25 protein-coding genes and 1 pseudogene are annotated in these 25045 nt (G+C 58.8%); 10 read left to right on the top strand and 16 right to left on the bottom strand.

Annotated features, from left to right (window positions below; all coding sequences use genetic code 11):
• Positions 1 to 16: 16 nt before the first annotated feature.
• The 9 genes and pseudogenes from KUA23_RS06045 to KUA23_RS06005 all read right to left on the bottom strand — a co-directional run bounded on the left by KUA23_RS06045 (position 17) and on the right by KUA23_RS06005 (position 5656).
• Positions 17 to 517 (bottom strand): CinA family protein, encoded by a 501-nt coding sequence (locus KUA23_RS06045; protein ID WP_078047145.1) that lies wholly within the window; start codon positions 515 to 517, stop codon positions 17 to 19.
• A gap of 81 nt (positions 518 to 598) precedes the next feature.
• Positions 599 to 1069, bottom strand: a complete 471-nt coding sequence (locus KUA23_RS06040; RefSeq protein WP_252993581.1) for a lysis system i-spanin subunit Rz — start codon at positions 1067 to 1069, stop codon at positions 599 to 601.
• Positions 1057 to 1614 (bottom strand): glycoside hydrolase family 19 protein, encoded by a 558-nt coding sequence (locus tag KUA23_RS06035; RefSeq protein WP_252994258.1) that lies wholly within the window; start codon positions 1612 to 1614, stop codon positions 1057 to 1059. Before KUA23_RS06035 ends, KUA23_RS06040 begins: the two co-directional genes overlap by 13 nt.
• Positions 1615 to 1661: 47 nt before the next feature.
• Positions 1662 to 1859, bottom strand: a pseudogene (locus KUA23_RS06030) (MFS transporter); the annotation flags it as partial.
• Between the two features lie 388 nt (positions 1860 to 2247).
• Complete coding sequence (locus KUA23_RS06025; protein ID WP_068936980.1) at positions 2248 to 3210, bottom strand: DUF6242 domain-containing protein; 963 nt, start codon at positions 3208 to 3210, stop codon at positions 2248 to 2250.
• 38 nt (positions 3211 to 3248) lie between these two features.
• Positions 3249 to 3407 (bottom strand): zinc finger domain-containing protein, encoded by a 159-nt coding sequence (locus tag KUA23_RS06020; protein WP_099494182.1) that lies wholly within the window; start codon positions 3405 to 3407, stop codon positions 3249 to 3251.
• On the bottom strand, positions 3401 to 3958 hold the full coding sequence (locus KUA23_RS06015) for a hypothetical protein (protein ID WP_252993579.1): 558 nt from the start codon (positions 3956 to 3958) through the stop codon (positions 3401 to 3403). Before KUA23_RS06015 ends, KUA23_RS06020 begins: the two co-directional genes overlap by 7 nt.
• A 21-nt stretch (positions 3959 to 3979) precedes the next feature.
• The gene (locus tag KUA23_RS06010; protein ID WP_068936982.1) at positions 3980 to 4324 is read right to left on the bottom strand and encodes a phage holin family protein; all 345 of its coding nucleotides are present in this window, start codon (positions 4322 to 4324) and stop codon (positions 3980 to 3982) included.
• Positions 4325 to 4921: 597 nt separating this feature from the next.
• Entirely contained in the window at positions 4922 to 5656 is a 735-nt protein-coding gene (locus KUA23_RS06005; protein WP_078047128.1) for a LexA family transcriptional regulator, read from the bottom strand.
• Between the two features lie 213 nt (positions 5657 to 5869).
• Between KUA23_RS06005 and mutS the strand changes: the two genes are divergently transcribed.
• Positions 5870 to 8461 (top strand): DNA mismatch repair protein MutS, encoded by a 2592-nt coding sequence (gene mutS / locus KUA23_RS06000; RefSeq protein WP_078047127.1) that lies wholly within the window; start codon positions 5870 to 5872, stop codon positions 8459 to 8461.
• 142 nt (positions 8462 to 8603) lie between these two features.
• Positions 8604 to 8927: a ferredoxin FdxA gene (fdxA, locus tag KUA23_RS05995; RefSeq protein ID WP_003208688.1), complete on the top strand. Its 324-nt coding sequence runs from the start codon at positions 8604 to 8606 to the stop codon at positions 8925 to 8927.
• A gap of 492 nt (positions 8928 to 9419) precedes the next feature.
• Here fdxA and apbC read toward each other — a convergent pair whose 3' ends face one another.
• Complete coding sequence (apbC, locus tag KUA23_RS05990) at positions 9420 to 10514, bottom strand: iron-sulfur cluster carrier protein ApbC (protein ID WP_078047125.1); 1095 nt, start codon at positions 10512 to 10514, stop codon at positions 9420 to 9422.
• A 172-nt stretch (positions 10515 to 10686) separates the two neighbouring features.
• Between apbC and metG the strand changes: the two genes are divergently transcribed.
• The 4 genes from metG to KUA23_RS05970 all read left to right on the top strand — a co-directional run bounded on the left by metG (position 10687) and on the right by KUA23_RS05970 (position 15107).
• Complete coding sequence (metG, locus tag KUA23_RS05985) at positions 10687 to 12738, top strand: methionine--tRNA ligase (RefSeq protein ID WP_078047124.1); 2052 nt, start codon at positions 10687 to 10689, stop codon at positions 12736 to 12738.
• Positions 12739 to 12795: 57 nt separating this feature from the next.
• Complete coding sequence (gene rsxB / locus KUA23_RS05980; RefSeq protein WP_256997327.1) at positions 12796 to 14052, top strand: electron transport complex subunit RsxB; 1257 nt, start codon at positions 12796 to 12798, stop codon at positions 14050 to 14052.
• A 126-nt stretch (positions 14053 to 14178) separates the two neighbouring features.
• A complete protein-coding gene (gene nth / locus KUA23_RS05975; RefSeq protein WP_099494176.1) occupies positions 14179 to 14817 on the top strand; it encodes an endonuclease III in 639 nt (212 codons plus the stop codon).
• 107 nt (positions 14818 to 14924) lie between these two features.
• Entirely contained in the window at positions 14925 to 15107 is a 183-nt protein-coding gene (locus KUA23_RS05970; RefSeq protein ID WP_099494175.1) for a PA3496 family putative envelope integrity protein, read from the top strand.
• A gap of 84 nt (positions 15108 to 15191) precedes the next feature.
• On the opposite strand, the gene KUA23_RS05965 is transcribed toward KUA23_RS05970, so the two are convergent.
• From KUA23_RS05965 to KUA23_RS05955, 3 genes are all read right to left on the bottom strand, one after another.
• Positions 15192 to 15824, bottom strand: a complete 633-nt coding sequence (locus tag KUA23_RS05965) for a response regulator transcription factor (protein WP_078047120.1) — start codon at positions 15822 to 15824, stop codon at positions 15192 to 15194.
• A 623-nt stretch (positions 15825 to 16447) separates the two neighbouring features.
• Positions 16448 to 17665: an argininosuccinate synthase gene (locus KUA23_RS05960; RefSeq protein ID WP_010212738.1), complete on the bottom strand. Its 1218-nt coding sequence runs from the start codon at positions 17663 to 17665 to the stop codon at positions 16448 to 16450.
• A 129-nt stretch (positions 17666 to 17794) separates the two neighbouring features.
• Positions 17795 to 18703 (bottom strand): flagellar protein MotY, encoded by a 909-nt coding sequence (locus KUA23_RS05955; RefSeq protein WP_252993577.1) that lies wholly within the window; start codon positions 18701 to 18703, stop codon positions 17795 to 17797.
• A 156-nt stretch (positions 18704 to 18859) separates the two neighbouring features.
• Between KUA23_RS05955 and pyrC the strand changes: the two genes are divergently transcribed.
• Both pyrC and rnt read left to right on the top strand, forming a co-directional pair.
• On the top strand, positions 18860 to 19906 hold the full coding sequence (pyrC, locus tag KUA23_RS05950) for a dihydroorotase (protein WP_034102409.1): 1047 nt from the start codon (positions 18860 to 18862) through the stop codon (positions 19904 to 19906).
• Positions 19903 to 20574: a ribonuclease T gene (gene rnt, locus KUA23_RS05945; protein ID WP_010564138.1), complete on the top strand. Its 672-nt coding sequence runs from the start codon at positions 19903 to 19905 to the stop codon at positions 20572 to 20574. The genes pyrC and rnt overlap by 4 nt, the downstream gene beginning before the upstream one ends.
• A gap of 100 nt (positions 20575 to 20674) precedes the next feature.
• Here rnt and KUA23_RS05940 read toward each other — a convergent pair whose 3' ends face one another.
• Positions 20675 to 21277 (bottom strand): peroxiredoxin, encoded by a 603-nt coding sequence (locus tag KUA23_RS05940; RefSeq protein WP_003172097.1) that lies wholly within the window; start codon positions 21275 to 21277, stop codon positions 20675 to 20677.
• Positions 21278 to 21521: 244 nt separating this feature from the next.
• Between KUA23_RS05940 and KUA23_RS05935 the strand changes: the two genes are divergently transcribed.
• The gene (locus KUA23_RS05935; protein ID WP_078047118.1) at positions 21522 to 21740 is read left to right on the top strand and encodes a bacterioferritin-associated ferredoxin; all 219 of its coding nucleotides are present in this window, start codon (positions 21522 to 21524) and stop codon (positions 21738 to 21740) included.
• 201 nt (positions 21741 to 21941) lie between these two features.
• On the top strand, positions 21942 to 22412 hold the full coding sequence (gene bfr / locus KUA23_RS05930) for a bacterioferritin (RefSeq protein WP_010212744.1): 471 nt from the start codon (positions 21942 to 21944) through the stop codon (positions 22410 to 22412).
• 102 nt (positions 22413 to 22514) lie between these two features.
• Here bfr and grxD read toward each other — a convergent pair whose 3' ends face one another.
• Both grxD and KUA23_RS05920 read right to left on the bottom strand, forming a co-directional pair.
• On the bottom strand, positions 22515 to 22853 hold the full coding sequence (gene grxD / locus KUA23_RS05925) for a Grx4 family monothiol glutaredoxin (RefSeq protein ID WP_065906770.1): 339 nt from the start codon (positions 22851 to 22853) through the stop codon (positions 22515 to 22517).
• A 77-nt stretch (positions 22854 to 22930) separates the two neighbouring features.
• Complete coding sequence (locus KUA23_RS05920) at positions 22931 to 25039, bottom strand: molybdopterin oxidoreductase family protein (protein WP_078047117.1); 2109 nt, start codon at positions 25037 to 25039, stop codon at positions 22931 to 22933.
• Between the last annotated feature and the right edge of the window lie 6 nt (positions 25040 to 25045).

The raw sequence follows: 25045 nt of genomic DNA, 5'->3' as shown, positions 1-25045 counted from the left end.
AAAGATCGGAGATCGCCTACCCCTGATTTTCTATTTCTGCTGCAGCTCGTCGCAACAAGCCCTCTAACGCGGCCTTTACCGTTTGTCGGCGGACCTCGTCGCGGTTGCCGGTGAAGTGCTCAAGCTCGGCCGTTATCTCTTCGCCCACGCCAAACGCCAGCCATACGGTGCCGACCGGTTTGTCTGGCGAACCACCGTCCGGCCCTGCCACACCACTGACGGCGACAGCAAACCGCGCCAGGCTTTTTTCCTGGGCGCCACGGACCATTGCCTCCACCACTTCCTGGCTGACGGCCCCCACTTTTGGAAACAACGTTTCCGGCACATTCAACTGCCGGGTCTTCTGGCGGTTGGAATAGGTGACGTAACCCGCCTCGAACCAGGCCGAGCTTCCCGGGATCCGCGTGATGGCTTCCGCGATACCACCGCCGGTACAGGACTCGGCCGTGGTGACGTGGGCATTGAGCACCTGTAAACGGCGACCCAGTTCAGCAGCCAGTTGAGTGATTTCCTTCACGGTCGTCTCCAGATGTGGGTGGGGATTTGCCTACCCTACAGGAGCAAATCGCCCATGCAAGCGACAGACTGGAACAAGAGATTAACGGGCGACAGCGCGCACGTAGGCCTGGCAGGCACGCAAGGCAATCAGGGCGCTGTCGCCGTCGTCGGTGATGCCGATAATTCGCTGAGCATGCGCTGGGTCAAGTCGGGCTCGCGGGGCTGCATGAACCACGCCGCCGGCGGCGGTGGCGGCTGGCATTGGGCAGCCACTGGAAGCGTCGAGAAGGACTGACAGCCGCACATCAGCAGTGGCCAGCCGGTCGCGCAGAACAGCCTGATGACGTTGCGCATCGCTCAATTCCCGAACATGTTGTTGGTCGCTGGCATTGAGCTGTTGCTCCAGGGCCAGCCGCTTGTCCTGTTCAGCCTGTTGTTGATGCAAGGCGGCCTGCGCCTGTGTTGCCGACAAGCGTTCAATCCGCCCCCCATATCGCCACGCCTGCACCTGCCAGACGGCAGCCATCAGCAGGCAAACGCCGATCAAACGGCACACGCTTAAGACGCGCATAATACTGCCTTGGCCCGCGCCCACAGGCGCAAACGATCCTCCAGCCCATTAAGCCCGCCGTTGATACGCCGCGTGATCGTGGTGAACTGGTCATGATCCGCCAGCTCGTTCAGGCCGTTGCTCCGCCAGAACCAGGCGGCCGATTCGACAGCCCATTGCGGCTGCTCCAACAATGTCGGTTCCCGCAACAGACGATCATCGCCGAAGAGTGCCTGGCTACAGGCCAGGTAGTTGCGACGCCCGGTGATCTGGATCAGCCCCCGGCCCCGGTACTGTTGGCCGTCACCATCCGCTTCGGGCGTGTTGCCCAGGCGCAGAGCCAACGCACCGGTATCGTACTTGCTCAAATACGCGTCACTGCCCAGTTCGCGCACGTAGTGCAACTCGCCGGACTCGTGGCCGATCTGCGCGAGAAAGGCGGCAGCGCGCTGCACGCTGTTGATTTCGTACCGAACAAAAGTCGCATTCAGCGCGGTTGAAAAAAGGCCCGCCATACGGCGAGCGCCTGGCATGATTTGAATCAATTGAGGCTGCGTTATCAACACCACAGTCACCTTGAAAGCCCCCCCTAGGTAGACAAACCAACGTCCGTGGTGGAACTGCGATAGGCACTGACCATTCCAGCCAGGTGCAACGAACTCGCGCCCCCAGTGATTAAGAAGATCACCCAGGTACGCCAATTCGCCAGGTCATCCTTGTGCCACCGACTGGCGATCACCGCCCCAACGAGGCCCGCAATCAACAATTCGAACCTGTCGATCTTGTCGAGCAGGCGCTGTAAATACTCCATGCGCTCGACTCCGTGGGGCATGACTTGAATTGGAACGGCCCCAGCAGCACTCCCAGCTCGGAGCAATGGGTGTGGTGGAGCCGAAAACGAAAAGGCCCCGATCATGTCGAGGCCCTGAATAGGTGCGCGGTCTTTCCCGCAGTCAGCCAAAGATCAGCCCGGCGTCGACGCCCCAATGCATCGATCTCGCCAATCCAGTCTCGCGCCACTCTGGAAGTCTGGTGTGAACAGAGCGCACGGGCTGCCGGTTTTTTTCCGTAGCGTTGCATTACCGGCTTATCAGCGTCCAGGCATCCCCCGAAGGGCCACCCTGGCTGTGGCGAGCCTGAATCAGAAATGAAAAAGCCCAGCGCGACGGCTGGGCTCTATTACGCAAGGAGATAGAAGATCATGGAGTCCAATAAGCAATCTTGCCGCCTGCACCAACAGCTACAAAATTGCCGTTGCCGTAGGCGACGCTCCGGATATCGGTTCCTGCGAAAGTGTTGGCTTGCTGAACCCAGCCGATCCCATCCTCGGAAACGGCTGTCTTGCCGCCGTCGCCGACAGCTACATACTTGCCATTACCGTAAGCAATGTCGCGGATGATGGTTCCACCGAAACTGGTATCTGCAACAGCAGTCCAGTTAAGCCCATCGGGTGAATATGCCATCTTGCCATCCGCACCAACGATAAACATTTTCCCGTTGCAAAGCTTCATGGAAAGGATGGTGCTAGTGCCGAAGGTGCTGGTTCTGGTCGAGAATGATTGCGAATCACCCGTCGCCATCTTCACAGCGCTAAGCAGCTTCCCATTCGATCCCGCAACCAACACAAAAACGCCAATGACGTTGACGCAGTGCACAGTCTCGCCAGAAGTGAAGGTCGTAGTGCGCTCCACCTGGCCTGACCAATCGCCATAACGGGAAAAGACTTTACCGTTAGACCCAACCAGTATCCAGGTCGCGTCGCTGCCGGAAATTGGCTGATAATACACAATGCCTTGCAAGTCTCCGGACACGCGAACAGTTGCCGTAATGTTTGTCCAAGCCCTTTCAGGGCGTGCTGTGCTGCCGTAGACCACATTGCCGGATTGAGAAAGGGCTTGAAGCTGTGTCCCAAGACCGTTCCAGTACAGATCGTTGAGGACCTTTCCGCTATCAGAGGTGACGACGTCCTTAAGCGTGGTCCACGCTGTACCAGTCGCGCCTCCGCTGACAAGCTGAGTGGTTGTGGGAAGACCGTTGCCACCAGCCGCATAAAACTTGCCATCCCCAAAAACCACGCGCCTAAGCATGCCGGTGTTATCCACCGGTTGCACTTGGGTCCAAAGATCTTGCAAGGTTTGAGACGCCGAATTTGCGTTTTCCATTTTAAACTCCGTTACTGAGCTGATTTAAGTTCAGGCCTCTATATTGGGCGTATGGCGCTCATGGGCGATTGCTCGAGGCTCGCGGCCTTTACATGATTCAGCGTCCCACATCGGGAACATTTGATCTGGAGCTCTGTAAACCCACCCGTGCGGGCGAGAAGTCTTTTGCAGTTACCGCATCTGAATTCTTTCAACATCTGCAAATTCCTTTTACTGAACCACCTTTTCCGTGTGATTGAGTAGGAAGCGGCGTTACATTCGCCGCCCTCTCACACCCACCTACACACAGGTCCGTAGACGGCGGCATGCCTGCGGGATCTTTGAGCAGAGACAGTCCGAGGTAGAAGTTCTGGGTGAAGGAAACAATCCAAGTGTCATAGTCCGCTTCCGCACTGCTGAGCACGGAAGGGGCCGCGACAATCGCAGTGGGCAAGTCGCATTGCTCGGGCGGCAAGCCCCAGCGGTTATCCAGGGCCAAATCCATCAGTCGGCTGGCCAGGTCGCAGGCGTCAAAGGGCGTCGAGCCACTGACGACCGTGGCCTTGAGTGAAACCGACAAGACATGCGCCTTGCGCCCGGCAAGGGAGCGAACGCCCGGGACATTGCGCTCCACGCTGATCAAAATGCCGGTTTTGTCGCCCGTGTCGGAGAAGTCATGGTGATTACCGACCCGTAGTTGTGGGAACGCGCGCTTCAGCGCTTCCCCAATCACCCTAGGCAGTTGGGACGGTTTTTCGAGAAGTGTCATCTGCTTGCATCCTTGCAGCGGTTACTGCTGATCCGGGCGGGAGTTCGAGGCCTGGTTGACCCCGATGCGCTTGGCCGCCCAGCGTTCATAAAGGCCGATGGCCACGTCCGCGCCGGCCATGGCGGTGAGGCAACCAATGGCGCCGGCCGTCCAGATCGACATGCCGGCGGCGTAACACAGCATCAGGGCCGAAACCCCGCAGACCATGCACGCGCCCGACCTCAAGGCCAGGCGTCGAATCAGCGACCAACCACGGGCGCCCTCTTTGTCCGCGCGCCACATTTCGCCGGACACCCCGCCGATCAAGGCCAGTACGATCACCAGCCAGATAGGCATTTCCGCTAACGCTTGCTGCTCGTTTGTCATGTCACGCCTCCTGGCTGAGCACTACCGGCAAAGGGCCGGCTCTTGGGTAAATCCATTTATAGGTAGGCATTCCAAAAAGCCCGGTTGCCCGGGCTTTTCAGTAATGATGTCCTCGGTCTTTCGGCGCTACTGGCGCGGTACGGACCTTTCCTCAATGTTTTTCCGACCACGATCCCTGTCTGCCGGATAACTGCTTCTGGTGCTTTACGCTGCACACCTGGGCCAGTTGCCAACCCTCTGAACCGTTATTAGGCCGGTTCATCGCTGCCTGTTCTTGAAGCGGTAAAACTAAAGAGCGTCGGCATCCTTGCCGGTGTTGCCTGGCATCCCTGCCATCGCTCTGATGGCGTCCTTGCCGATGTTGCGTGCCTTCCTTGTCTTCCTTGGCAGCATCCTTGCCGCCTCCACCAGGCCGTGTTTGGCTGGCTTGAGATGAAGAATATGCATGTATGCATATACAGTCAATGCATCAATGCATTTATTTTTTAACCAGGAAATGCATTGATGCATTCAAAGCCATACAGGCTGAGGGTTTGGTGATTTTCCGCAGACGAAAAAAAGCCCGCACATTGGCGGGCTTTGTCTTACGCAGGGAGGTTAACGGGCGTACATGCCCCACCAGAACACATGACCGAGGATGCTGATCTGCTCATCCTGGATATCCTGGAAACTGTAGTCCTCATCCGGATGCTCCTCGCGATTGAAACTGCGCAGGCGAATCCCGGAAGGCAGGCGATAGAGCTGTTTCACGCGCAACTGGCCATTGTGATTGATGGCATACAAGTCGCCATCGACGATATCACCAATGCCGCTTTTACCCGCATTCACCCCGACTGTCGCGCCATCGCGCAGCACCGGCAGCATACTGTTACCGCGCACCGTCACGCACTTGGCCTGGTCGAACTGCACCCCGTTATGCCGCAGGCTGCGCTTGCCGAACCGCAGGCTGGCTTTCTCGCTTTCCTCGATGACGAATCTCCCTGATCCAGCAGCCAATTCAACCTCGCGCAGAAAGGGGATCGACACCTCGTCGTCATTAACAGGGGTGTCGTCGTCCCACAGGCTTATGTCCTTGAGTTCGGAATGCATCGGGTCGCGCCCGTCATCGCGCGAAGCGCCGACCGGTGCGCGCCCGCGCACGTAATCGGTACTGACGCGGAAGTATTCGGCGATGCGTGAGATGTGCTTGTCCGACGGATCAACGATCTTTCCGCTGAGGATCCGGGACAGCGTGGATTGAGGCACGCCGGTACGCCGGTGAAGCTCCGTGGGGGAGATCCGGTCGCGGTCCAGCAATTCTCTTAAAGCGATAGAAACGTTGCGTTTTTGCATAACGCGGATAGTGACGGGAGTTTTGGGGGTTGGCAAATGCTAATTTGCATATCGTATGTATTGACTCGGTCGCTACCACTGGCCTGTGGCGGAACGCAGACTTGCGACCTGCGTCGCCCTAACCTCGCGTGTTAACCTTGCCGCCATCGCAAAAAATGCTGGGCCAAGCGCCCCCTTTGCCCCATCACTTTCAACGAATTTGCCTACGACCCAATGAGTAAAAACACGTCCGATCTGTCCTCCCACACCCCGATGATGCAGCAGTACTGGCGACTGAAAAACCAGCACCCTGATCAGTTGATGTTCTATCGCATGGGCGACTTCTACGAGATCTTCTACGAAGACGCGAAGAAGGCCGCCAAGTTGCTGGACATCACGCTGACCGCGCGCGGGCAGTCGGCGGGGCAGTCGATTCCGATGTGTGGGATTCCTTACCATTCGTTGGAGGGTTACCTGGTCAAGCTGGTGAAGCTGGGCGAGTCGGTGGTGATCTGTGAGCAGATCGGCGACCCGGCAACCAGCAAGGGGCCGGTTGAACGCCAGGTGGTGCGAATTATTACGCCGGGAACGGTGAGTGATGAGGCGCTGCTGGATGAGCGTCGCGATAACCTGATTGCCGCCGTGTTGGGCGATGAGCGTCTGTTTGGTCTGTCGGTGCTGGATATCACCAGTGGCAACTTCACGGTGCTGGAGATCAAGGGCTGGGAGAACCTGCTGGCGGAGCTGGAGCGCATCAATCCGGTGGAGTTGTTGATCCCGGATGATTGGCCAAAGGATCTGCCGGCAGAAAAACGCCGTGGGGCCAAGCGCCGTGCACCGTGGGATTTCGAGCGTGATTCGGCGCTGAAAAGTCTGTGCCAGCAGTTCTCGGTGCAGGACCTCAAAGGCTTTGGGTGCGAAACCCTGACCCTGGCCATCGGCGCCGCCGGTTGCCTGTTGGGCTACGCCAAGGAAACCCAGCGCACCGCCCTGCCGCACTTGCGCAGCCTGCGCCATGAGCGTCTGGACGATACCGTGGTGCTTGATGGCGCCAGCCGTCGCAACCTGGAGTTGGACACCAACCTGGCCGGTGGTCGCGATAACACCTTGCAATCGGTGGTCGATCGTTGCCAGACGGCCATGGGCAGTCGCTTGCTGACCCGCTGGCTGAACCGTCCGCTGCGCGACCTGGCTGTGCTGCAAGCGCGGCAGTCTTCAATTACCTGTCTGCTGGATGGCTATCGCTTTGAAAAGCTGCAGCCACAGTTGAAGGAAATCGGCGATATCGAGCGCATCCTGGCGCGGATCGGCCTGCGTAACGCGCGCCCCCGTGACCTGGCGCGCCTGCGTGATGCCCTCGGTGCCCTGCCGCAACTGCAGGTGGCGATGACCGAGCTGGATACGCCGCACCTGCAACAGCTTGCAACTACAGCCGGGACTTACCCGGAACTGGCAGCCTTGCTGGAAAAAGCCATCATCGACAACCCGCCGGCGATCATCCGTGACGGGGGCGTACTCAAGACCGGCTACGACAGCGAACTGGACGAGCTGCAATCCCTGAGCGAAAACGCCGGGCAGTTCCTGATCGATCTGGAAGCTCGCGAAAAAGCCCGCACCGGCCTGGCCAACTTGAAGGTCGGCTACAACCGCGTGCATGGCTACTTTATTGAGTTGCCGAGCAAACAGGCGGAGTCGGCGCCGATCGATTATCAGCGCCGCCAGACCCTCAAAGGTGCCGAGCGCTTTATCACCCCGGAACTGAAAGAGTTCGAAGACAAGGCACTGTCGGCCAAGAGCCGCGCCCTGGCTCGGGAAAAGATGCTCTATGAAAACCTGCTTGAAGACCTGATCAGCCAGTTGGCGCCGCTGCAGGACACCGCCGCCGCCCTGGCCGAACTGGATGTGCTGAGCAACCTGGCCGAACGTGCGCTGAACCTTGACCTGAACTGCCCGCGCTTTGTCAGCGAACCGTGCATGCGCATCGTGCAAGGTCGTCACCCGGTTGTAGAACAGGTGCTGACCACGCCGTTCGTTGCCAACGACCTGTCCCTGGACGACGATACCCGCATGCTGGTCATCACCGGTCCGAACATGGGTGGTAAATCCACTTACATGCGCCAGACCGCGTTGATCGTACTGTTGGCGCATATTGGCAGCTTTGTCCCGGCGGCCAGTTGCGAGCTGTCCCTGGTGGACCGTATTTTCACCCGGATCGGTTCCAGCGATGACCTGGCGGGTGGCCGTTCGACCTTTATGGTGGAAATGAGCGAGACCGCCAACATCCTGCACAACGCCACCGAACGCAGCCTGGTGCTGATGGACGAAGTGGGTCGCGGCACCAGCACCTTCGACGGTTTGTCCCTGGCCTGGGCGGCAGCCGAACGCCTGGCGCACCTGCGTGCCTACACGCTATTTGCCACGCACTATTTCGAGCTGACGGTGTTGCCGGAAAGCGAGCCGCTGGTAGCCAACGTGCACCTGAACGCCACCGAGCACAACGAGCGCATCGTGTTCCTGCACCATGTGCTGCCAGGGCCGGCCAGCCAGAGTTACGGCCTGGCCGTGGCACAACTGGCCGGCGTGCCGAACGACGTGATCACTCGCGCCCGCGAACACCTCAGCCGCCTGGAAACCACAGCCTTGCCGCACGAAACCGCAGTGGCCAGCCCGAAGAAAACCAGCAGCAAAGCCAGTGCGCCGCACCAGAGCGATATGTTCGCCAGCTTGCCCCATCCGGTACTGGATGAGTTGGCTAAACTTGACCTTGACGACTTGACGCCTCGAAAAGCGCTCGAAATGTTATATGCACTTAAGACTCGGATATAACGCAGACGCGTGCAAGCTGGTAGACTCTCGCGCGGTTTGGGATGCTGCAGGCTATTAGCCTGGCCTGCAGACTATCGCTCTCGAACCTCGCGAGCCCTGCCACAAAGGGTTTCGCTGCCGCCGCCTGAGGAGAGAATTAGAAATGACCTTCGTCGTTACCGACAACTGCATCAAGTGCAAGTACACCGACTGCGTCGAAGTGTGTCCGGTGGACTGCTTCTACGAAGGCCCGAATTTCCTGGTTATCCACCCGGATGAGTGCATCGACTGCGCCCTGTGTGAACCTGAATGCCCGGCCGTCGCTATTTTCTCCGAGGATGAAGTCCCGGCAGAGATGCAGGAATTCATTCAGTTGAACGTCGAGCTGGCGGAAATCTGGCCGAATATCACTGAACGCAAAGACCCGATGCCAGATGCAGCGGAGTGGGATGGCAAAAAAGGTAAGATTGCAGACCTAGAACGCTGATAGCGTCGCCCCCCAAAAGGCCCCTTGCGGGCCTTTTTGCGTTTCTGGAAGGTGGGTTTCACTTTCCTGCAGGCAAAAAAAAGGGGCGGTTTGACCCGCCCACATTTTTTCCCTAGTCCCTGTATTCCTTTTCATCATCCTGATGAATCGCATCCTGCGACGTTCCTTCAACCATCGTTCCTTGATGGCTGTGTCAATCCGTGGACACAGGGCTGATCTTAGAGAGTTCCAAAGTAAGTTCAACAAGATCCAACCCGGCAACTGACAGCCTCCCGCACCCAAAACGATATAAATAATTGTTATTTTTCAATTAGATAGAGAATCCCCTAGCCAGTTTGAGACGCTCCGGGATGGAAAAAAAACCAAACACTTACGAGAAAGTAAGTAAATGCTTACACGAGCAATTGCGTAAAAGCGTAACAAGCAGCCTTTCTCAATCGCCGGACAAGAAAAAGCCCCGACACTGTCGGGGCTCGACGACCTGCAATCGCCTCAGTCGTCGCTGACAGAAATAGTCGGCATTGCCGGGCTTGCAGCTTCCTGCAACACGATCCGTGCTCCCACATGGCGGGCCAGTTCCTGGTACACCATGGCGATTTGGCCATCAGGGTCTGCTGCCACGGTGGGCTTGCCACCGTCGGCCTGTTCGCGAATCACCATCGACAGCGGCAATGAGGCCAGCAGCTCAACGCCGTATTGGCTTGCCAGCTTCTCGCCACCGCCTTCGCCGAACAGATGCTCGGCATGGCCACAGTTGGAGCAGATGTGCACCGCCATGTTCTCCACGACGCCCAGCACCGGGATATTGACCTTGCGGAACATCTCCACGCCTTTCTTCGCGTCGAGCAGCGCCAGGTCTTGAGGCGTGGTGACAATCACCGAACCGGCCACCGGGACTTTCTGTGCCAGGGTCAGCTGGATATCGCCGGTGCCTGGCGGCATGTCGATCACCAGGTAGTCCAGGTCGCCCCAGGCGGTCTGGGTGACCAGTTGCAGCAAGGCGCCGGAGACCATCGGCCCACGCCAGACCATCGGCGTGTTGTCGTCAGTGAGGAAGGCCATGGACATCACTTCCACGCCCAGGGACTCGATCGGTACGAACCACTTCTGGTCCTTGACCTTTGGCCGCGTGCCTTCGGCGATGCCGAACATCACACCTTGGCTCGGCCCGTAGATATCCGCATCGAGAATGCCCACCCGCGCGCCTTCGCGGGCCAACGCCAGGGCCAGGTTGGCCGCCGTGGTGGATTTACCCACGCCGCCCTTGCCGGAGGCCACGGCCACCACGTTCTTGACGTTGGCCAGGCCAGGGATCTGCGCCTGGGCCTTGTGTGGCGCGATCACGCATTGGATGTCTACCTTGGCCGAGGCCACGCCGTCGAGGCCTTCGATGGCCATTTGCAGCATCTGCGCCCAACCCTTTTTGAACAGGCCGGCGGCGTAGCCCAACTCCAGCTGGACCGACACCTGGTCACCCTGGACCTCGATGGCGCGAACACAGCCGGCGCTGACCGGGTCCTGGTTCAAATAAGGGTCGGTGTACTGGCGAAGAACGGCTTCCACCGCTGCGCGATTGACGGCGCTCATGGGCTACTCCCGAAAAAAGACTGACTGAAACAGGCGGCTATCCTAACCGTTCCAGCGCCTCAACGGCATGCTTTCGAAGGTTGGGAAGATTCTGAAACAGCGCCACGGGGTGAAATATATTTCCCGGCGCTTTATAGTGGCCGACCTCCGTTTCATCAAGTAGCCGAGCCCCATGTCCGAGCCACGCAAGATCCTCGTCACCAGCGCCCTGCCCTATGCCAATGGTTCCATCCATCTTGGCCATATGCTTGAGTACATCCAGACCGATATGTGGGTGCGCTTCCAGAAGCATCGCGGCAATCAATGCATTTATGTCTGCGCGGACGACGCCCACGGTTCGGCCATCATGTTGCGCGCCGAAAAGGAAGGCATCACCCCGGAACAACTGATCGCCAACGTGCAGGCTGAACACAGCGCCGACTTTGCCGAGTTCCTGGTGGATTTCGACAATTTCCACTCGACCCACTCCGTCGAAAACCGCGAGCTGTCGAGCCAGATCTACCTGCGCTTGAAGGATGCCGGGCACATCGACCAGCGTTCGGTCACCCAGTATTTCGACCCGGAAAAGAAAATGTTCCTGGCCGACCGCTTCATCAAGGGCACTTGCCCAAAATGCGGCACTGAAGACCAGTACGGTGACAACTGCGAAAAATGTGGTGCAACCTACGCACCGACTGACTTGAAGGATCCGAAGTCGGCAATTTCTGGCGCCACCCCGGTGCTCAAGGATTCCCAGCACTTCTTCTTCAAGCTCCCGGATTTCCAGCAAATGCTGCAAACCTGGACGCGCAGCGGCACCCTGCAGGACGCCGTGGCCAACAAACTCTCCGAATGGCTCGACAGTGGCCTGCAGCAGTGGGACATCTCCCGCGATGCGCCGTACTTCGGCTTCGAGATCCCGGGCGAGCCGGGCAAGTACTTCTACGTGTGGCTGGATGCGCCGATCGGTTACATGGCCAGCTTCAAGAACCTGTGCGACCGTACGCCGGAGCTGGACTTCGACGCGTTCTGGGGCAAGGACTCCACCGCCGAGCTGTACCACTTCATCGGCAAGGACATCGTCAATTTCCACGCCCTGTTCTGGCCGGCGATGCTCGAAGGTTCAGGCTACCGCAAGCCGACCGGCATTGCGGTGCACGGCTACCTGACGGTCAATGGCCAGAAGATGTCCAAGTCCCGTGGCACCTTTATCAAGGCGCGTACCTACCTGGACCACCTGTCGCCGGAATACCTGCGTTACTACTACGCATCCAAGCTTGGCCGTGGCGTCGACGACCTGGACCTGAACCTGGAAGACTTCGTACAGAAGGTCAACTCGGACCTGGTCGGCAAGGTCGTCAACATCGCCAGCCGATGCGCCGGGTTTATCCACAAGGGCAACGCCGGTGTATTGGTGGCCGAGAACGCCGCACCAGAGCTGACCGACGCGTTCCTGGCCGCTGCGCCGAGCATCGCCGACGCCTATGAAGCCCGTGACTTTGCCCGCGCCATGCGCGAGATCATGGGCCTGGCCGACCGTGCCAACGCCTGGATCGCCGACAAGGCGCCGTGGTCGCTGAACAAGCAGGAAGGTAAGCAGGCGGAAGTCCAGGCGATCTGCGCCACGGGCGTCAACCTGTTCCGCCAACTGGTGATCTTCCTCAAGCCGGTGCTGCCACTGCTGGCTGCCGACGCCGAGGCATTCCTCAACGTTGCGCCGCTGACCTGGAACGACCACGCCACCCTGCTCAGCAACCATCAACTGAACGAATTCAAGCCGTTGATGACCCGCATCGATCCGGTGAAAGTCCAGGCCATGACCGACGCTTCGAAAGAAGACCTGGTCGCCAGCCAGACCGACACCGGCGAATCGGCTCCGGCCGGTAACGGCGAGCTGGCCAAGGATCCGATTTCTGCTGAAATCGACTTCGACGCCTTTGCTGCCGTGGACCTGCGTGTCGCGCTGATCGTCAAGGCCGAAGCCGTGGAGGGTGCCGACAAGCTGCTGCGCCTGACCCTGGACCTCGGTGGCGAACAACGCAATGTGTTCTCCGGGATCAAGAGCGCTTATCCAGACCCATCCAAGCTCGATGGTCGCCTGACCATGATGATCGCCAACCTCAAGCCTCGGAAAATGAAGTTCGGCATATCCGAAGGCATGGTGATGGCGGCGGGTCCTGGTGGCGAAGAGATCTACCTGTTGAGCCCTGACAGCGGTGCCAAGCCGGGTCAACGCATCAAGTAAGCCTATGGGCCTGTGGCGAGTAAATTAGGCCTGTTGTAGGAGCCCGGCTTGCCGGCAATGGCGACCTCAGGGACGCCATTGCCGGCAAGCCGCGCTCCTACAAATCCATTACGAGCCTGTTCGCTTAATCGGCATACCCATGATCACAGCATGAACCTCATTCAACGTATCGACGCGCTGCTGCCGCAGACCCAATGCGGCAAGTGCGGGCACCCGGGTTGCAAGCCTTACGCCGAGGGCATTGCGCGCGGCGAGGCCATCAACAAGTGTCCGCCCGGCGGGCAGGAAACCATCGCCGGCCTTGCAGCCTTGCTGCGCGTGCCGGTGCTGGACCTGGACACCAGCCGCGGCGAGGCGCCCGCCCAAGTGGCCTACATTCGCGAGGCCGAGTGCATCGGCTGCACCAAGTGCATCCAGGCTTGCCCGGTGGACGCCATCGTCGGCGCCGCCAAGTTGATGCACACCGTCATCATCGATGAGTGCACCGGTTGCGACCTGTGCGTTGCGCCCTGCCCTGTCGATTGCATTGAAATGCACCCCGCGACCGGCGTGCTGCCGATGGTAGGTGGCCTGGCAGCCAATGATCATGAGCATCATGAGCGCGGCTTGAAGCGCGACCGGGCGCGGCGGCGTTTTGAGCAGCGCAACGCGCGCCTGCAACGGGAAGAAGCACACAAACTCGCCGAACGCCTGGCACGGGCCAAGCGCTCGGCGCCCGCAGCCCCCATGCCCGCCGATGCGACTCAGGCGGCCCAGGATGCGGCGGTCAAAAAGGCTAAAATCACGGTCGCCATGAGCCGTGCCCAGCTGCACAAGTCGTTGAAGGCGTTCGGCCACCCACCGACCTTCGAGCAGCAATCGCAGTTGATCATCCTGCAACAGCAGTTCGAAGCGGCTGAGCAGGCACTCACCGCCTTGGAAGCCGCCGCTCCAACAACCTCACCGCCGCCAAAAGACCCCGCACTCAAACGAGCGAAGATCCAATTGGCCATGCGACGTGCCGAGCTGAAAAAAGCCCAGGACCTGAACGCTGACGAGCAGCAACTGGCAACCTTGAGCGCTGCGCTGTCCAGCGCGGAGCAAGCCTTGCACAACGCCGAGGCTGACAGTGAGCAGCCCAGGCCCGATTTGCAGCGGGTGGAAAAACGCCCGATAGACGCACAACTGCGCCAGCTGAAAACCGCCCTGGCGTACGCCCGAGCCGATGTCAGCAAGCTGCAACGGCAGCCGGGGGCGAGCGCGGATCAACTGATCGCCGCGCAGCTCAGGCTCGAAGAAGCGCAACGCCAGGTGGACGTCTACGTCGACGCTTGATCCACCGCAAGCGCTGCCGGGCACCCTGGCGATGGTTTATCCTGCTCGGACGATTGCTCGCAGAACCCAAAGCCTGGATCCACCTTTCACATTTATGCCGACCGCCTGCAAGGAACCCACCGCCCGATGAATGCCGCTAAACGCCTGGAAATTTTCCGCAGGCTTCACGAAGACAATCCTGAACCGAAGACCGAACTGGCTTACACCACGCCGTTCGAGTTGCTGATTGCGGTGATCCTGTCGGCCCAATCCACCGACGTCGGCGTCAACAAGGCTACCGCCAAGCTGTATCCCGTGGCGAATACGCCGGAGGCGATCCATGCCCTGGGTGTGGAAGGGTTGTCGGAATACATCAAGACCATCGGCCTCTACAACAGCAAGGCCAAGAATGTGATCGAGACCTGTCGCCTGCTGATGGAACTGCATGGCAGTGAAGTGCCACAAACCCGTGAAGCCCTGGAAGCCCTGCCGGGCGTTGGCCGTAAAACCGCCAACGTGGTACTCAACACTGCCTTCCGGCAACTGACCATGGCTGTGGACACCCACATTTTCCGGGTCAGCAACCGCACCGGCATTGCCCGCGGAAAGAACGTGGTGGAGGTGGAAAAGCAACTGATGAAGTTCGTACCCAAGCCGTATCTGCTGGATTCCCACCACTGGCTGATCCTTCACGGACGCTATGTTTGCCAGGCCCGCAAGCCGCGCTGTGGCAGTTGTCGCATCGAAGACTTGTGCGAATACAAGGACAAGACGTCCGACGATTGAGGAATCATTGGTTTTCTCGATCAGCCGATTGAAAAAATCTTTTTTACCCAACCATGGATTATCGTTATAAGGAGCGCCAACGGCAGTCTTAGCCCGGAGTGAACCTTATGAGCACTGGCAAAGAACAACTGGAAGTGGAAGACGACCTCGTTGAGTCGGATGACGATGGGACAGAGGCACCTGTGGTTGAGGTCGCCAAGACTAATTTGAGCAAACGCCGCACCATCGACAATCTTCTGGAAGAACGACGCTTGCAACGACAACTGGCCGATTACGACTTCGATCTCTGATTGAGCGTCGACGGTCGGAAGCCTCCCTCACGGAGGCTTTTTTCTGCCGGTTACCCACGCCAACACGCGCTGCAGTGCCCTCCTCTATACCAAGCCGTTACGTTGGGCCAGCTCGATCAGGTCGACAAGGGAGCGGGCGTTGAGCTTGAGCAGCAAACGCGTCTTGTAGGTACTGACAGTCTTGTTGCTGAGGAACATGCCGTCGGCAATTTCCTTGTTGGTCCTGCCCCTGGCCAACTGCTGCAATACCATCATTTCCCGGCCGGACAAGCGCTCGACCATATCGGCCTCGCTGGCATTGCCCATGGTGGAGCGTACCGAGTTGAGCGCCTGGTTCGGGAAGTAGCTGTAGCCTGACAAGACTGCCTTGATCGCACTCAGCAGCTCGGTCAGGTCCTGTTGCTTGCACACGTAGCCGGCAGCCCCTGCCTGCATGCAGCGCATGGAAAAATGGCCGGGAGCCTGGGACGTCAGCACCAGCACCTTGAACGGGTTGGCCTGCTTGGTAGAAGACAGCCGGCAGATAACTTCCAGCCCATCAAGTTTGGGAATCCCGATATCCAGTATGACAATGTCCGGCATATGCTCCCGTGCAAGTTGCAACGCATCGACGCCGTTATCGGTCTCGGCAACGACCTCATAACCATGACGCTCCATTAGCATACGCACAGCAAGACGAATGACGGGATGATCATCCACGATCAGCACTTTATTCATGAGAAAGTCCAATTTCGCTGTTCGAATTATTTAGAGCAAGCACAATAGCCTAGTCGTTTCCTAGTTGGCATAGCATTCCCCCCCAAGCAACAGCAAGCAGAGACCCACCCCACAGCGATAACGGAATTAGCCTACAAAAAAACGCCTTCTCGGAGGTTTCTGATTTTATGGATCCTTTCAGACCTTTCCGGTGGCTTACATATTTTGAGTGAAATATCCCTGGGATATGCGGGGTCAGGTAAACGTGCCGTACGTAACTGTCAGGAAATGCCCCTTGCCTATCGCTTGAGCGTAAGAAAACTGTCAAGAAAAATCTGTCTATTTTAGTTCCATTCAACATATTCACTTACACCCCTAATTCCTACAGAACTTTCAGCGTTTTATATATTCGCTGTGCTTTCATGAGTGAATTTTCTGTAAGACTAGTTCCTATGCAGATGTAAAAATTTCATTCTCCCTACATCCTTTAAACAAAAATTCATTCAAAACCATTGAAAAGGAAAGGGACTTAGAAAAACATCAACGCACGTTTAAAAAAATAAACCCCACAACCCACCACAAAATCCACAGCCAAAAAAAATGGCCCCTTGAACAAGGGGCCATTCTTTATAGTGCGCCGAGACTTAGAACAACGAGCGACCTTTGTTGGCCGCAATGCGCATGCGCAGTGCATTCAACTTGATAAAGCCCGCTGCGTCCGCCTGGTTGTAGGCGCCGCCGTCTTCTTCGAAGGTGGCGATGTTGGCGTCGAACAGCGATTCATCGGACTTGCGACCGGTAACGATCACGTTGCCCTTGTACAGCTTCAGGCGCACAACGCCGTTCACGTGAACCTGGGATGCGTCGATCATCTGTTGCAGCATCAGACGCTCAGGGCTCCACCAGTAGCCGGTGTAGATCAGGCTGGCGTACTTGGGCATCAGCTCGTCTTTGAGGTGAGCCACTTCGCGGTCCAGGGTGATGGACTCAATGGCGCGGTGGGCGCGCAGCATGATGGTGCCGCCTGGGGTTTCGTAGCAGCCACGGGACTTCATGCCCACGTAACGGTTCTCGACGATGTCGAGACGGCCGATACCGTGTTCGCCACCGATACGGTTCAGGGTCGCCAGCACGGTGGCCGGGGTCATTTCGACGCCGTCCAATGCGACGATGTCGCCGTTGCGGTAGGTCAGTTCCAGGTATTGCGGCTTGTCGGGAGCGTTCTCCGGGGAGACGGTCCACTTCCACATGTCTTCTTCGTGCTCGGTCCAGGTGTCTTCCAGCACGCCGCCTTCATAGGAGATGTGCAGCAGGTTGGCATCCATCGAGTACGGGGACTTCTTCTTGCCGTGACGCTCGATCGGGATCGCGTGCTTTTCAGCGTAATCCATCAGCTTTTCACGGGACAGCAGGTCCCATTCGCGCCACGGGGCAATCACTTTCACGCCTGGCTTGAGTGCATAGGCACCCAGTTCGAAACGCACCTGGTCGTTGCCCTTGCCGGTCGCGCCATGGGAAATGGCGTCGGCGCCGGTTTCGTTGGCGATTTCGATCAGGCGCTTGGCGATCAGCGGACGTGCGATGGAGGTACCCAGCAGGTACTCGCCTTCGTAGACGGTGTTGGCGCGAAACATCGGGAAAACGAAATCGCGGACGAACTCTTCGCGCAGGTCGTCAATGTAGATCTCTTTCACGCCCATGGCTTGCGCCTTGGCACGTGCAGGTTCGACCTCTTCGCCCTGACCCAGGTCAGCGGTGAAGGTCACCACTTCACAGTTATAAGTATCCTGCAGCCACTTGAGGATCACCGAAGTGTCCAGGCCGCCGGAATACGCGAGAACGACCTTGTTTACGTCGGCCATGCCATCACTCCACGGGGTTGTACGGAAAGGCGTCGATTCTACCGACCAAAACCGCGAATTTACAGGGGCGCGACAGCAAATGAAGATAAAGCGACAGATTATGTCGAGCGGGCGACCGATGGTCGCCCCTTATGAGGTGTGCGCAGGGTTGCTCGGGCCGGTGGCCGTGGGGGCCGGTTTCTCGGGGGGAGCCACGCGCTCAAGCTGAATATTCACGCGACGATTGCGTGCCCGGTTGGCCGCATTGGTGTTCGGCGCCAGTGGGTAGCTTTCGCCATGGAAACGCAGGGTGATCTGCGATTCCTGGATACCGTTGGCCTTGAAGTAGTCCATGACTGCCAGGCCACGGCGGCGCGAGATGTCGCGGTTGGTCAAGCGGTTGCCGCTGTTGTCCGAATGGCCGTTCAACTCGATGTGGTTGACGGTGGGATCGGCTTTCATGAACGCGAGGATCACGTCGAGCTTCTTCTTGGCCGCCGCGTCCAGCTCGATACCACCGCCGGGGAACCCGACCTCGGTCTGCTTGACCTGGTCGTAATTCATCGGCAACAGCTTGGTGGTGCACAGCTGATAGTCGTTAAAGGCCTTGTTGAATTTCACCGGCAACAGGCGAATTTCCGAGTAGCCGCCCTCACGCCCGTAGTGGCGAACAGTCGGGCTGCGCCCTTCCAGAAGCCCCGTGAACAGGCGCCCGGCCTGGGCCTGGGAGCTGTTGAACAAGACGTCGCCGCTGCCGGCACGCACGGCGCCAAGGTTGATATCACCGCGCCCCGGCTGCCAAGGCGCAGCGGCGGCCAGCAAGGTCGCCGAGCCTGCGCCCAGCGAGCCATTATAGGCTTTCAGACGAAACGTCGCCTGCTCGCCGGCCCGGCGCACGAACTCACCCGAGCCGAAGTCGGTGATCGGCTGTGTCAGGCGGCACTCGAACTGGTCGCCTTCTACCTTCCACTCAATATTCTCCAGACGTGTCTGGAACGTGAGGGCCATCGCAGGCAGGCTGGCGAACACACTGAGCAGGGCTAGATAATGCTGGCGCACGGGAGGCTCCACTGGTTTCTACAACACTTCAAAGCGTCATACATCGATAAGGCATACAAAAGGCTATCGGTTGCATCCTGCAAAACTTGATAGCGGGTGCCTGCAAGAGTCTTTTCCGGTAGCATTCCCACCAGATTGACCCGCCTGGAATCCCCAATGTCCGACCGCCTGACCCTGCTGCGTCCCGACGACTGGCATATTCATCTTCGCGATGGTGCTGCGTTACCCCACACCGTGGCCGATGTAGCGCGCACGTTTGGCCGCGCCATCATCATGCCTAACCTGGTACCTCCGGTGCGTAACGCCGAGCAAGCCGATGCCTACCGCCAGCGTATCCTCGCTGCTCGGCCGGCCGGCAGCCGCTTCGAACCGCTGATGGTGCTCTACCTCACCGACCGCACCCAGCCCGAAGAAATTCGCGAGGCCAAGGCCAGCGGCTTCGTGCACGCCGCCAAGCTGTACCCGGCCGGCGCGACCACCAACTCCGATTCCGGCGTGACCAGTATCGACAAGATCCTGCCGGCCATCGAAGCCATGGCGGAAGTCGGCATGCCGCTGCTGATCCACGGTGAAGTTACCCGTGGCGACGTGGACGTGTTTGATCGCGAGAAGATCTTCATCGACGAGCATATGCGCCGTGTGGTCGAGCTGTTCCCGACCCTCAAGGTGGTGTTCGAGCACATCACCACCGCCGATGCCGTGCAGTTCGTCACCGAGGCCTCGGCCAACGTCGGCGCGACCATCACCGCGCATCACCTGTTGTACAACCGCAACCACATGCTGGTGGGCGGGATCCGGCCGCACTTCTATTGCTTGCCGATCCTCAAGCGCAACACCCACCAGGTGGCCTTGCTGGATGCGGCGACCAGCGGCAATCCGAAGTTTTTCCTCGGCACCGACTCCGCGCCTCACGCCCAACACGCGAAAGAAGCCGCGTGCGGCTGTGCCGGCTGCTATACCGCATATGCCGCGATCGAGCTGTACGCCGAAGCGTTCGAACAGCGCAATGCGCTGGACAAGCTCGAAGGGTTCGCCAGCCTCAATGGTCCGCGTTTCTACGGCCTGCCAGCGAATACCGACCGCATCACCCTGGTCCGTGAAGACTGGACCGCCCCTGCCAGCCTGCCGTTTGGCGAGCTGACTGTTATCCCGCTGCGCGCCGGTGAAACACTGCGCTGGCGCCTGCTGGAGGAAAGCAAGTGAGTGAAGACCATTACGATGACGAACACGAGCACAGTGGTGGCGGCTCCCGTCACCCGATGGCCGAGCGGTTCCGCGGCTATCTGCCGGTTGTCATCGACGTAGAAACCGGTGGTTTCAATTGCGCCACCGACGCGCTGCTGGAAATCGCCGCGACCACTATCGGCATGGATGAACAGGGCTTTGTGTTCCCGGAACACACCCACTTCTTCCGCGTCGAGCCGTTTGAAGGCGCGAATATCGAAGCGGCTGCCCTGGAGTTCACTGGGATCAAGCTTGATCACCCCCTGCGCATGGCGGTGAGTGAAGAAGCGGCGCTGACCGATATCTTCCGTGGCGTGCGCAAGGCGCTGAAGGCCAATGGCTGCAAGCGCGCGATCCTGGTCGGCCACAACAGCAGTTTCGACCTGGGCTTCCTGAACGCCGCCGTGGCGCGGTTGGACATGAAGCGCAATCCGTTTCACCCGTTCTCCAGCTTCGACACCGCAACCCTCGCTGGTCTGGCTTATGGCCAGACCGTGCTGGCGAAGGCCTGCCAGGCCGCCGGTATCGACTTTGACGGTCGTGAGGCTCACTCGGCCCGCTACGACACCGAGAAGACTGCCGAGCTGTTCTGCGGCATCGTCAACCGCTGGAAGCAGATGGGCGGCTGGGAAGACTTCAACGACTAACAGCGCTTTTGTGGTGAGCGGGCTTGCCACAGGCGCTTTTCCTGAGCACAAAAAAAACCGGCCCTTTCACAGGCCGGTTTTTTTGTACCTCGATTCTGGCTTACAGCTTGCCAGCGTTCTCGGTCAGGTAAGCCGCAACGCCTTCTGGCGAAGCGTTCATGCCTTTGTCGCCTTTTTTCCAGTTGGCAGGGCAGACTTCGCCGTGCTCTTCGTGGAATTGCAGGGCGTCGACCAGACGGATCAGCTCTTCCATGTTACGACCCAGTGGCAGGTCGTTGATGATCTGGGAGCGAACCACGCCTTTGTCGTCGATCAGGAATGCGCCACGGAACGCCACGCCGCCTTCGGATTCAACGTCGTAGGCCTTGGCGATGTCGTGCTTCATGTCGGCAGCCATGGTGTATTTGACTTTGCCGATGCCGCCATCGTTGATGGCAGTGTTGCGCCAGGCGTTGTGGGTGAAATGGGAGTCGATGGAAACGGCTACCACTTCAACGTTGCGCGCCTTGAAATCGTCCATGCGGTGGTCCAGAGCGATCAGCTCCGAAGGGCAGACGAAGGTGAAGTCCAGCGGGTAGAAGAACACCAGGCCGTATTTGCCTTTGATGGCTTCAGACAGTTTGAAGCTGTCTACGATTTCGCCATTGCCGAGGACGGCTGGGACGTCGAAATCCGGGGCTTGTTTGCCGACGAGTACGCTCATTGGATATCTCCTGATGTAGGGGTGACGATTGAAGTAAAAGGACCGGCCTTGAGTCTGCCGTGTTTAGGCGACAGCCCTGTGACGCAGTCACGCTTCGTGAAGACCGACCATCATACACTGAAAAAACCGTTCGTCAGTGCGGGCGCGGTGCCAGCGAATACCCTACGAATCTACTTTGACAATCATTCTCGTTAACATTAAGATCCATCGCACTTAAGCCTTAAACCCGCGACGGTTCTCCCTTATGTATGTGTGCCTCTGTACTGGCGTCACCGACGGACAAATCCGCGAAGCAATCTATGAAGGTTGCTGCAGCTACAAGGAAGTGCGTGAAACCACCGGCGTTGCCAGCCAGTGCGGTAAATGTGCTTGCCTCGCCAAGCAAGTGGTACGGGAAACCCTGACGCAGCTGCAGACAGCCCAGTCCGCGCTCCCCTATTCAGCAGAATTTACACACGCCTGATTAGGCGTGTTTTAAAGAACCGGACTTAGTGTCCGGTTTTTTTATGCCCGCAATTCAATTAGTTAGCGTCAAGACGCGGAACACAAACATTCTTATTCCGATTAATTTTCATTTATTATTCAATAACTTAGGTTTGACACTAGGGAATTCGCCGCTCAAACTCCGCCTTATACACAGCTATTACAGGGCAGGACCCCAGTCATGAAAGGCGACATCTCAGTCATCCAGCAACTCAACAAAATCCTTGCCAATGAACTGGTCGCGATCAATCAGTACTTTCTGCATGCGCGCATGTATGACGATTGGGGCCTGGAAAAGCTGGGCAAGCGCGAATACAAAGAATCCATCAAGGCCATGAAAGACGCTGACGCGTTGATCAAGCGCATCCTGTTCCTGGAAGGTCTGCCGAACGTGCAGGACCTGGGCAAGCTGAACATCGGCGAGCACACCCAGGAAATGCTCGGCAGCGACCTGGGTTTCGAGCGCAAGAGCCACAGCGACCTCAAGGCCGCCATCGCTCACTGCGAGACCAAGGGCGACTTCGGCAGCCGTGAGCTGCTGGAAGACATCCTCGAAGACCAGGAAGAGCATATCGACTGGCTGGAAACCCAATTGGGCCTGATCGACAAGGTCAGCCTGGAAAACTACCTGCAATCGCAGATGGGCGAATAAGCCCTCAGCGCGCCGGTACAAAAAAGCCCCGCTCTCTCACGAGAAGCGGGGCTTTTTATTGACCGATGACGGGTAGGCGCCGGCTTGCCGGCGCCTACACGATTACGCGTCGGTCTTGGCTGCGGCGTTGGCCGCTGCTTCTTTGATCAGCGCCTGCAACGAACCATCAGCCGCCATCTCAACGATGATGTCGCTACCGCCGACCAGCTCACCGGCTACCCACAGCTGTGGGAATGTAGGCCAGTTGGCATACTTTGGCAGGTTGGCGCGGATTTCGGGGTTTTGCAGGATATCCACGTAAGCGAATTTCTCGCCACACGCCATGATGGCCTGGGACGCCTTCGCGGAGAAACCGCACTGAGGAGCGTTGGGCGCGCCCTTCATGTAAAGCAGAATGGTGTTGTTGGCAATCTGCTCTTTGATCGTTTCGATGATATCCATGGAACACCTCGGCTGGAACTTTGCGACTCACAGGTCGGCACGGTGGCGCATTGTAACGCAAAATTCCAGCCTGGTGCTCAGGCGGCTGCTACCTGCACCGGAACGCCATTCAACGCCGCATTGCCGGATAACTCATCCAACTGCCGCTCGTCGGTCAAGTCATTGGCACTCGCCCCCGGCTGTCCGCTGGCGATCGTCATCTGCACACCCGGTCGTCCATGGCCCCAACCGTGAGGCAGGCTGACCACGCCAGGCATCATGTCCAGGCTGGCGACTACTTCCACTTCGATCATGCCGATGCGCGAACTCACGCGCACACGCTGGCCATCATTCAGCTGCCGGCTGGCGAGGTCATCCGGGTGCATCAACAATTGATGGCGCGGCTTACCTTTCACCAGCCGGTGATAGTTATGCATCCAGGAATTATTACTGCGCACATGACGACGGCCGATGAGCAGCAGTTCGTCGGCCAGGGGCATCGGCTGCGCCGCAAAACGCGCCAGGTCGGCGAGGATCACCGCCGGTGCCGCTTGCACCTTACCATCCGTGGTTTTCAGACGTGCGGCAAGGTTGGGCCGCAGTGGCCCGAGGTCCACGCCGTGGGGATGATCCGCCAGCATGGCCACAGATAACTTATGACTGGAGGCATCACCGTACACCCCGGCGCGCAGGCCGAAATCGATCATGTGCGAAGGCGGCATCGTGGGCTTGAGCGTCGTGCCGGTCTGTGCGGCAAACGCCTGGGCCAGGCCGACGAAGATCTCCCAGTCATGCAGCGCGCCCACGGGCTTGGGCAGAATCGCCCGGTTGAACCGGGTGACATTACGCACCGCGAACATATTGAAGGTCGTGTCGTAGTGATCGTTTTCCAGCGCCGACGTGGACGGCAGGATCAGGTCGGCATACCGCGTGGTCTCGTTGATATAGAGGTCGATGCTGACCATGAATTCCAGGCCATCCAGGGCTTGCTCCAGTTGCCGGCCGTTGGGCGTCGACAGCACCGGGTTGCCTGCCACTGTCACCAGGGCACGGATTTGCCCATCGCCTTCGGTGAGCATTTCTTCGGCCAACGCCGACACCGGCAGCTCGCCGCCGTATTCCGGGCGCCCGGAAACCCGGCTCTGCCAACGATTGAAATGCCCACCACCGGTCGATGCCACCAGATCCACCGCCGGTGTGGTGCAGAGCGCCCCACCGACACGATCCAGATTGCCCGTCACCAGGTTGATCAATTGCACCAACCAATGGCACAGGGTGCCGAACGCCTGGGTCGAAACACCCATGCGCCCGTAACATACCGCTTTGTCGGCGGCGGCAAAGTCCCGCGCCAGTTGGCGGATCTGCTCGGCAGGCACTGCACACTGACGGCTCATGGCCTCGGCGGTGAAGCCGGCGATGGCACGGCGTACATCCTCAAGGCCTTCAACCGGCAGATGGCTGTCGCGGGTCAGGCCTTCGGTAAACAAGGTGTTGAGTACGCCGAACAACAATGCCGCATCACCGCCTGGACGCACGAACAGATGCTGGTCGGCCATCGCCGCCGTCTCGCTGCGCCGAGGGTCGACCACAACCACTTTGCCGCCCCGCGCCTGGATCGCCTTGAGACGCTTCTCCACATCGGGCACGGTCATGATGCTGCCGTTGGACGCCAGTGGGTTGCCGCCCAGGATCAGCATAAAGTCGGTGTGATCGATGTCCGGGATGGGCAGCAACAGACCATGGCCGTACATGAGGTAACTGGTGAGGTGGTGGGGCAACTGGTCCACCGAGGTAGCGGAAAACCGATTGCGCGTCTTCAGTTGCCCAAGAAAGTAGTTGCTGTGGGTCATCAACCCATAGTTATGCACGCTGGGATTGCCCTGATACACCGCCACTGCATTCTGCCCGTGCCGCGCCTGAATGCCGGCCAACCGCTCGGCAACGCGTGCAAAGGCCTCATCCCAGGCAATTGGCTGCCATTCGCTGCCCACCCGCAACATGGGCTGGTGCAGGCGGTCGGGATCATTTTGGATATCCTGCAGCGCCACGGCCTTGGGGCAGATATGCCCACGGCTGAAACTGTCCTGGGCGTCGCCCTTGATCGAGGTGATTGCCAGGCTGCCGTCGTCGGCCTGGGTGGTTTCGAGCGTCAAGCCGCAGATGGCTTCACACAGATGGCAGGCACGGTGGTGGAGAGTCTTGGTCATGGCCAG

The sequence above is a fragment of the Pseudomonas pergaminensis genome (assembly GCF_024112395.2).
Taxonomy (GTDB): Bacteria; Pseudomonadota; Gammaproteobacteria; order Pseudomonadales; family Pseudomonadaceae; genus Aquipseudomonas; species Aquipseudomonas pergaminensis.
This window is presented reverse-complemented; position numbering and strand designations above follow the sequence as displayed.

What these genes read in the sequence shown, in the direction of transcription:
- KUA23_RS06040 (WP_252993581.1), bottom strand. Translation starts at nt 1,069, where the DNA reads ATGCGCGTCTTAAGCGTGTGCCGTTTGATCGGCGTTTGCCTGCTGATG.
- KUA23_RS06025 (WP_068936980.1), bottom strand. Translation starts at nt 3,210, where the DNA reads ATGGAAAACGCAAATTCGGCGTCTCAAACCTTGCAAGATCTTTGGACC.
- KUA23_RS06020 (WP_099494182.1), bottom strand. Translation starts at nt 3,407, where the DNA reads ATGTTGAAAGAATTCAGATGCGGTAACTGCAAAAGACTTCTCGCCCGC.
- KUA23_RS06015 (WP_252993579.1), bottom strand. Translation starts at nt 3,958, where the DNA reads ATGACACTTCTCGAAAAACCGTCCCAACTGCCTAGGGTGATTGGGGAA.
- KUA23_RS06010 (WP_068936982.1), bottom strand. Translation starts at nt 4,324, where the DNA reads ATGACAAACGAGCAGCAAGCGTTAGCGGAAATGCCTATCTGGCTGGTG.
- KUA23_RS06005 (WP_078047128.1), bottom strand. Translation starts at nt 5,656, where the DNA reads ATGCAAAAACGCAACGTTTCTATCGCTTTAAGAGAATTGCTGGACCGC.
- mutS (WP_078047127.1), top strand. Translation starts at nt 5,870, where the DNA reads ATGAGTAAAAACACGTCCGATCTGTCCTCCCACACCCCGATGATGCAG.
- fdxA (WP_003208688.1), top strand. Translation starts at nt 8,604, where the DNA reads ATGACCTTCGTCGTTACCGACAACTGCATCAAGTGCAAGTACACCGAC.
- apbC (WP_078047125.1), bottom strand. Translation starts at nt 10,514, where the DNA reads ATGAGCGCCGTCAATCGCGCAGCGGTGGAAGCCGTTCTTCGCCAGTAC.
- metG (WP_078047124.1), top strand. Translation starts at nt 10,687, where the DNA reads ATGTCCGAGCCACGCAAGATCCTCGTCACCAGCGCCCTGCCCTATGCC.
- rsxB (WP_256997327.1), top strand. Translation starts at nt 12,796, where the DNA reads ATGGCGACCTCAGGGACGCCATTGCCGGCAAGCCGCGCTCCTACAAAT.
- nth (WP_099494176.1), top strand. Translation starts at nt 14,179, where the DNA reads ATGAATGCCGCTAAACGCCTGGAAATTTTCCGCAGGCTTCACGAAGAC.
- KUA23_RS05970 (WP_099494175.1), top strand. Translation starts at nt 14,925, where the DNA reads ATGAGCACTGGCAAAGAACAACTGGAAGTGGAAGACGACCTCGTTGAG.
- KUA23_RS05965 (WP_078047120.1), bottom strand. Translation starts at nt 15,824, where the DNA reads ATGAATAAAGTGCTGATCGTGGATGATCATCCCGTCATTCGTCTTGCT.
- KUA23_RS05960 (WP_010212738.1), bottom strand. Translation starts at nt 17,665, where the DNA reads ATGGCCGACGTAAACAAGGTCGTTCTCGCGTATTCCGGCGGCCTGGAC.
- pyrC (WP_034102409.1), top strand. Translation starts at nt 18,860, where the DNA reads ATGTCCGACCGCCTGACCCTGCTGCGTCCCGACGACTGGCATATTCAT.
- KUA23_RS05940 (WP_003172097.1), bottom strand. Translation starts at nt 21,277, where the DNA reads ATGAGCGTACTCGTCGGCAAACAAGCCCCGGATTTCGACGTCCCAGCC.
- KUA23_RS05935 (WP_078047118.1), top strand. Translation starts at nt 21,522, where the DNA reads ATGTATGTGTGCCTCTGTACTGGCGTCACCGACGGACAAATCCGCGAA.
- bfr (WP_010212744.1), top strand. Translation starts at nt 21,942, where the DNA reads ATGAAAGGCGACATCTCAGTCATCCAGCAACTCAACAAAATCCTTGCC.
- grxD (WP_065906770.1), bottom strand. Translation starts at nt 22,853, where the DNA reads ATGGATATCATCGAAACGATCAAAGAGCAGATTGCCAACAACACCATT.
- KUA23_RS05920 (WP_078047117.1), bottom strand. Translation starts at nt 25,039, where the DNA reads ATGACCAAGACTCTCCACCACCGTGCCTGCCATCTGTGTGAAGCCATC.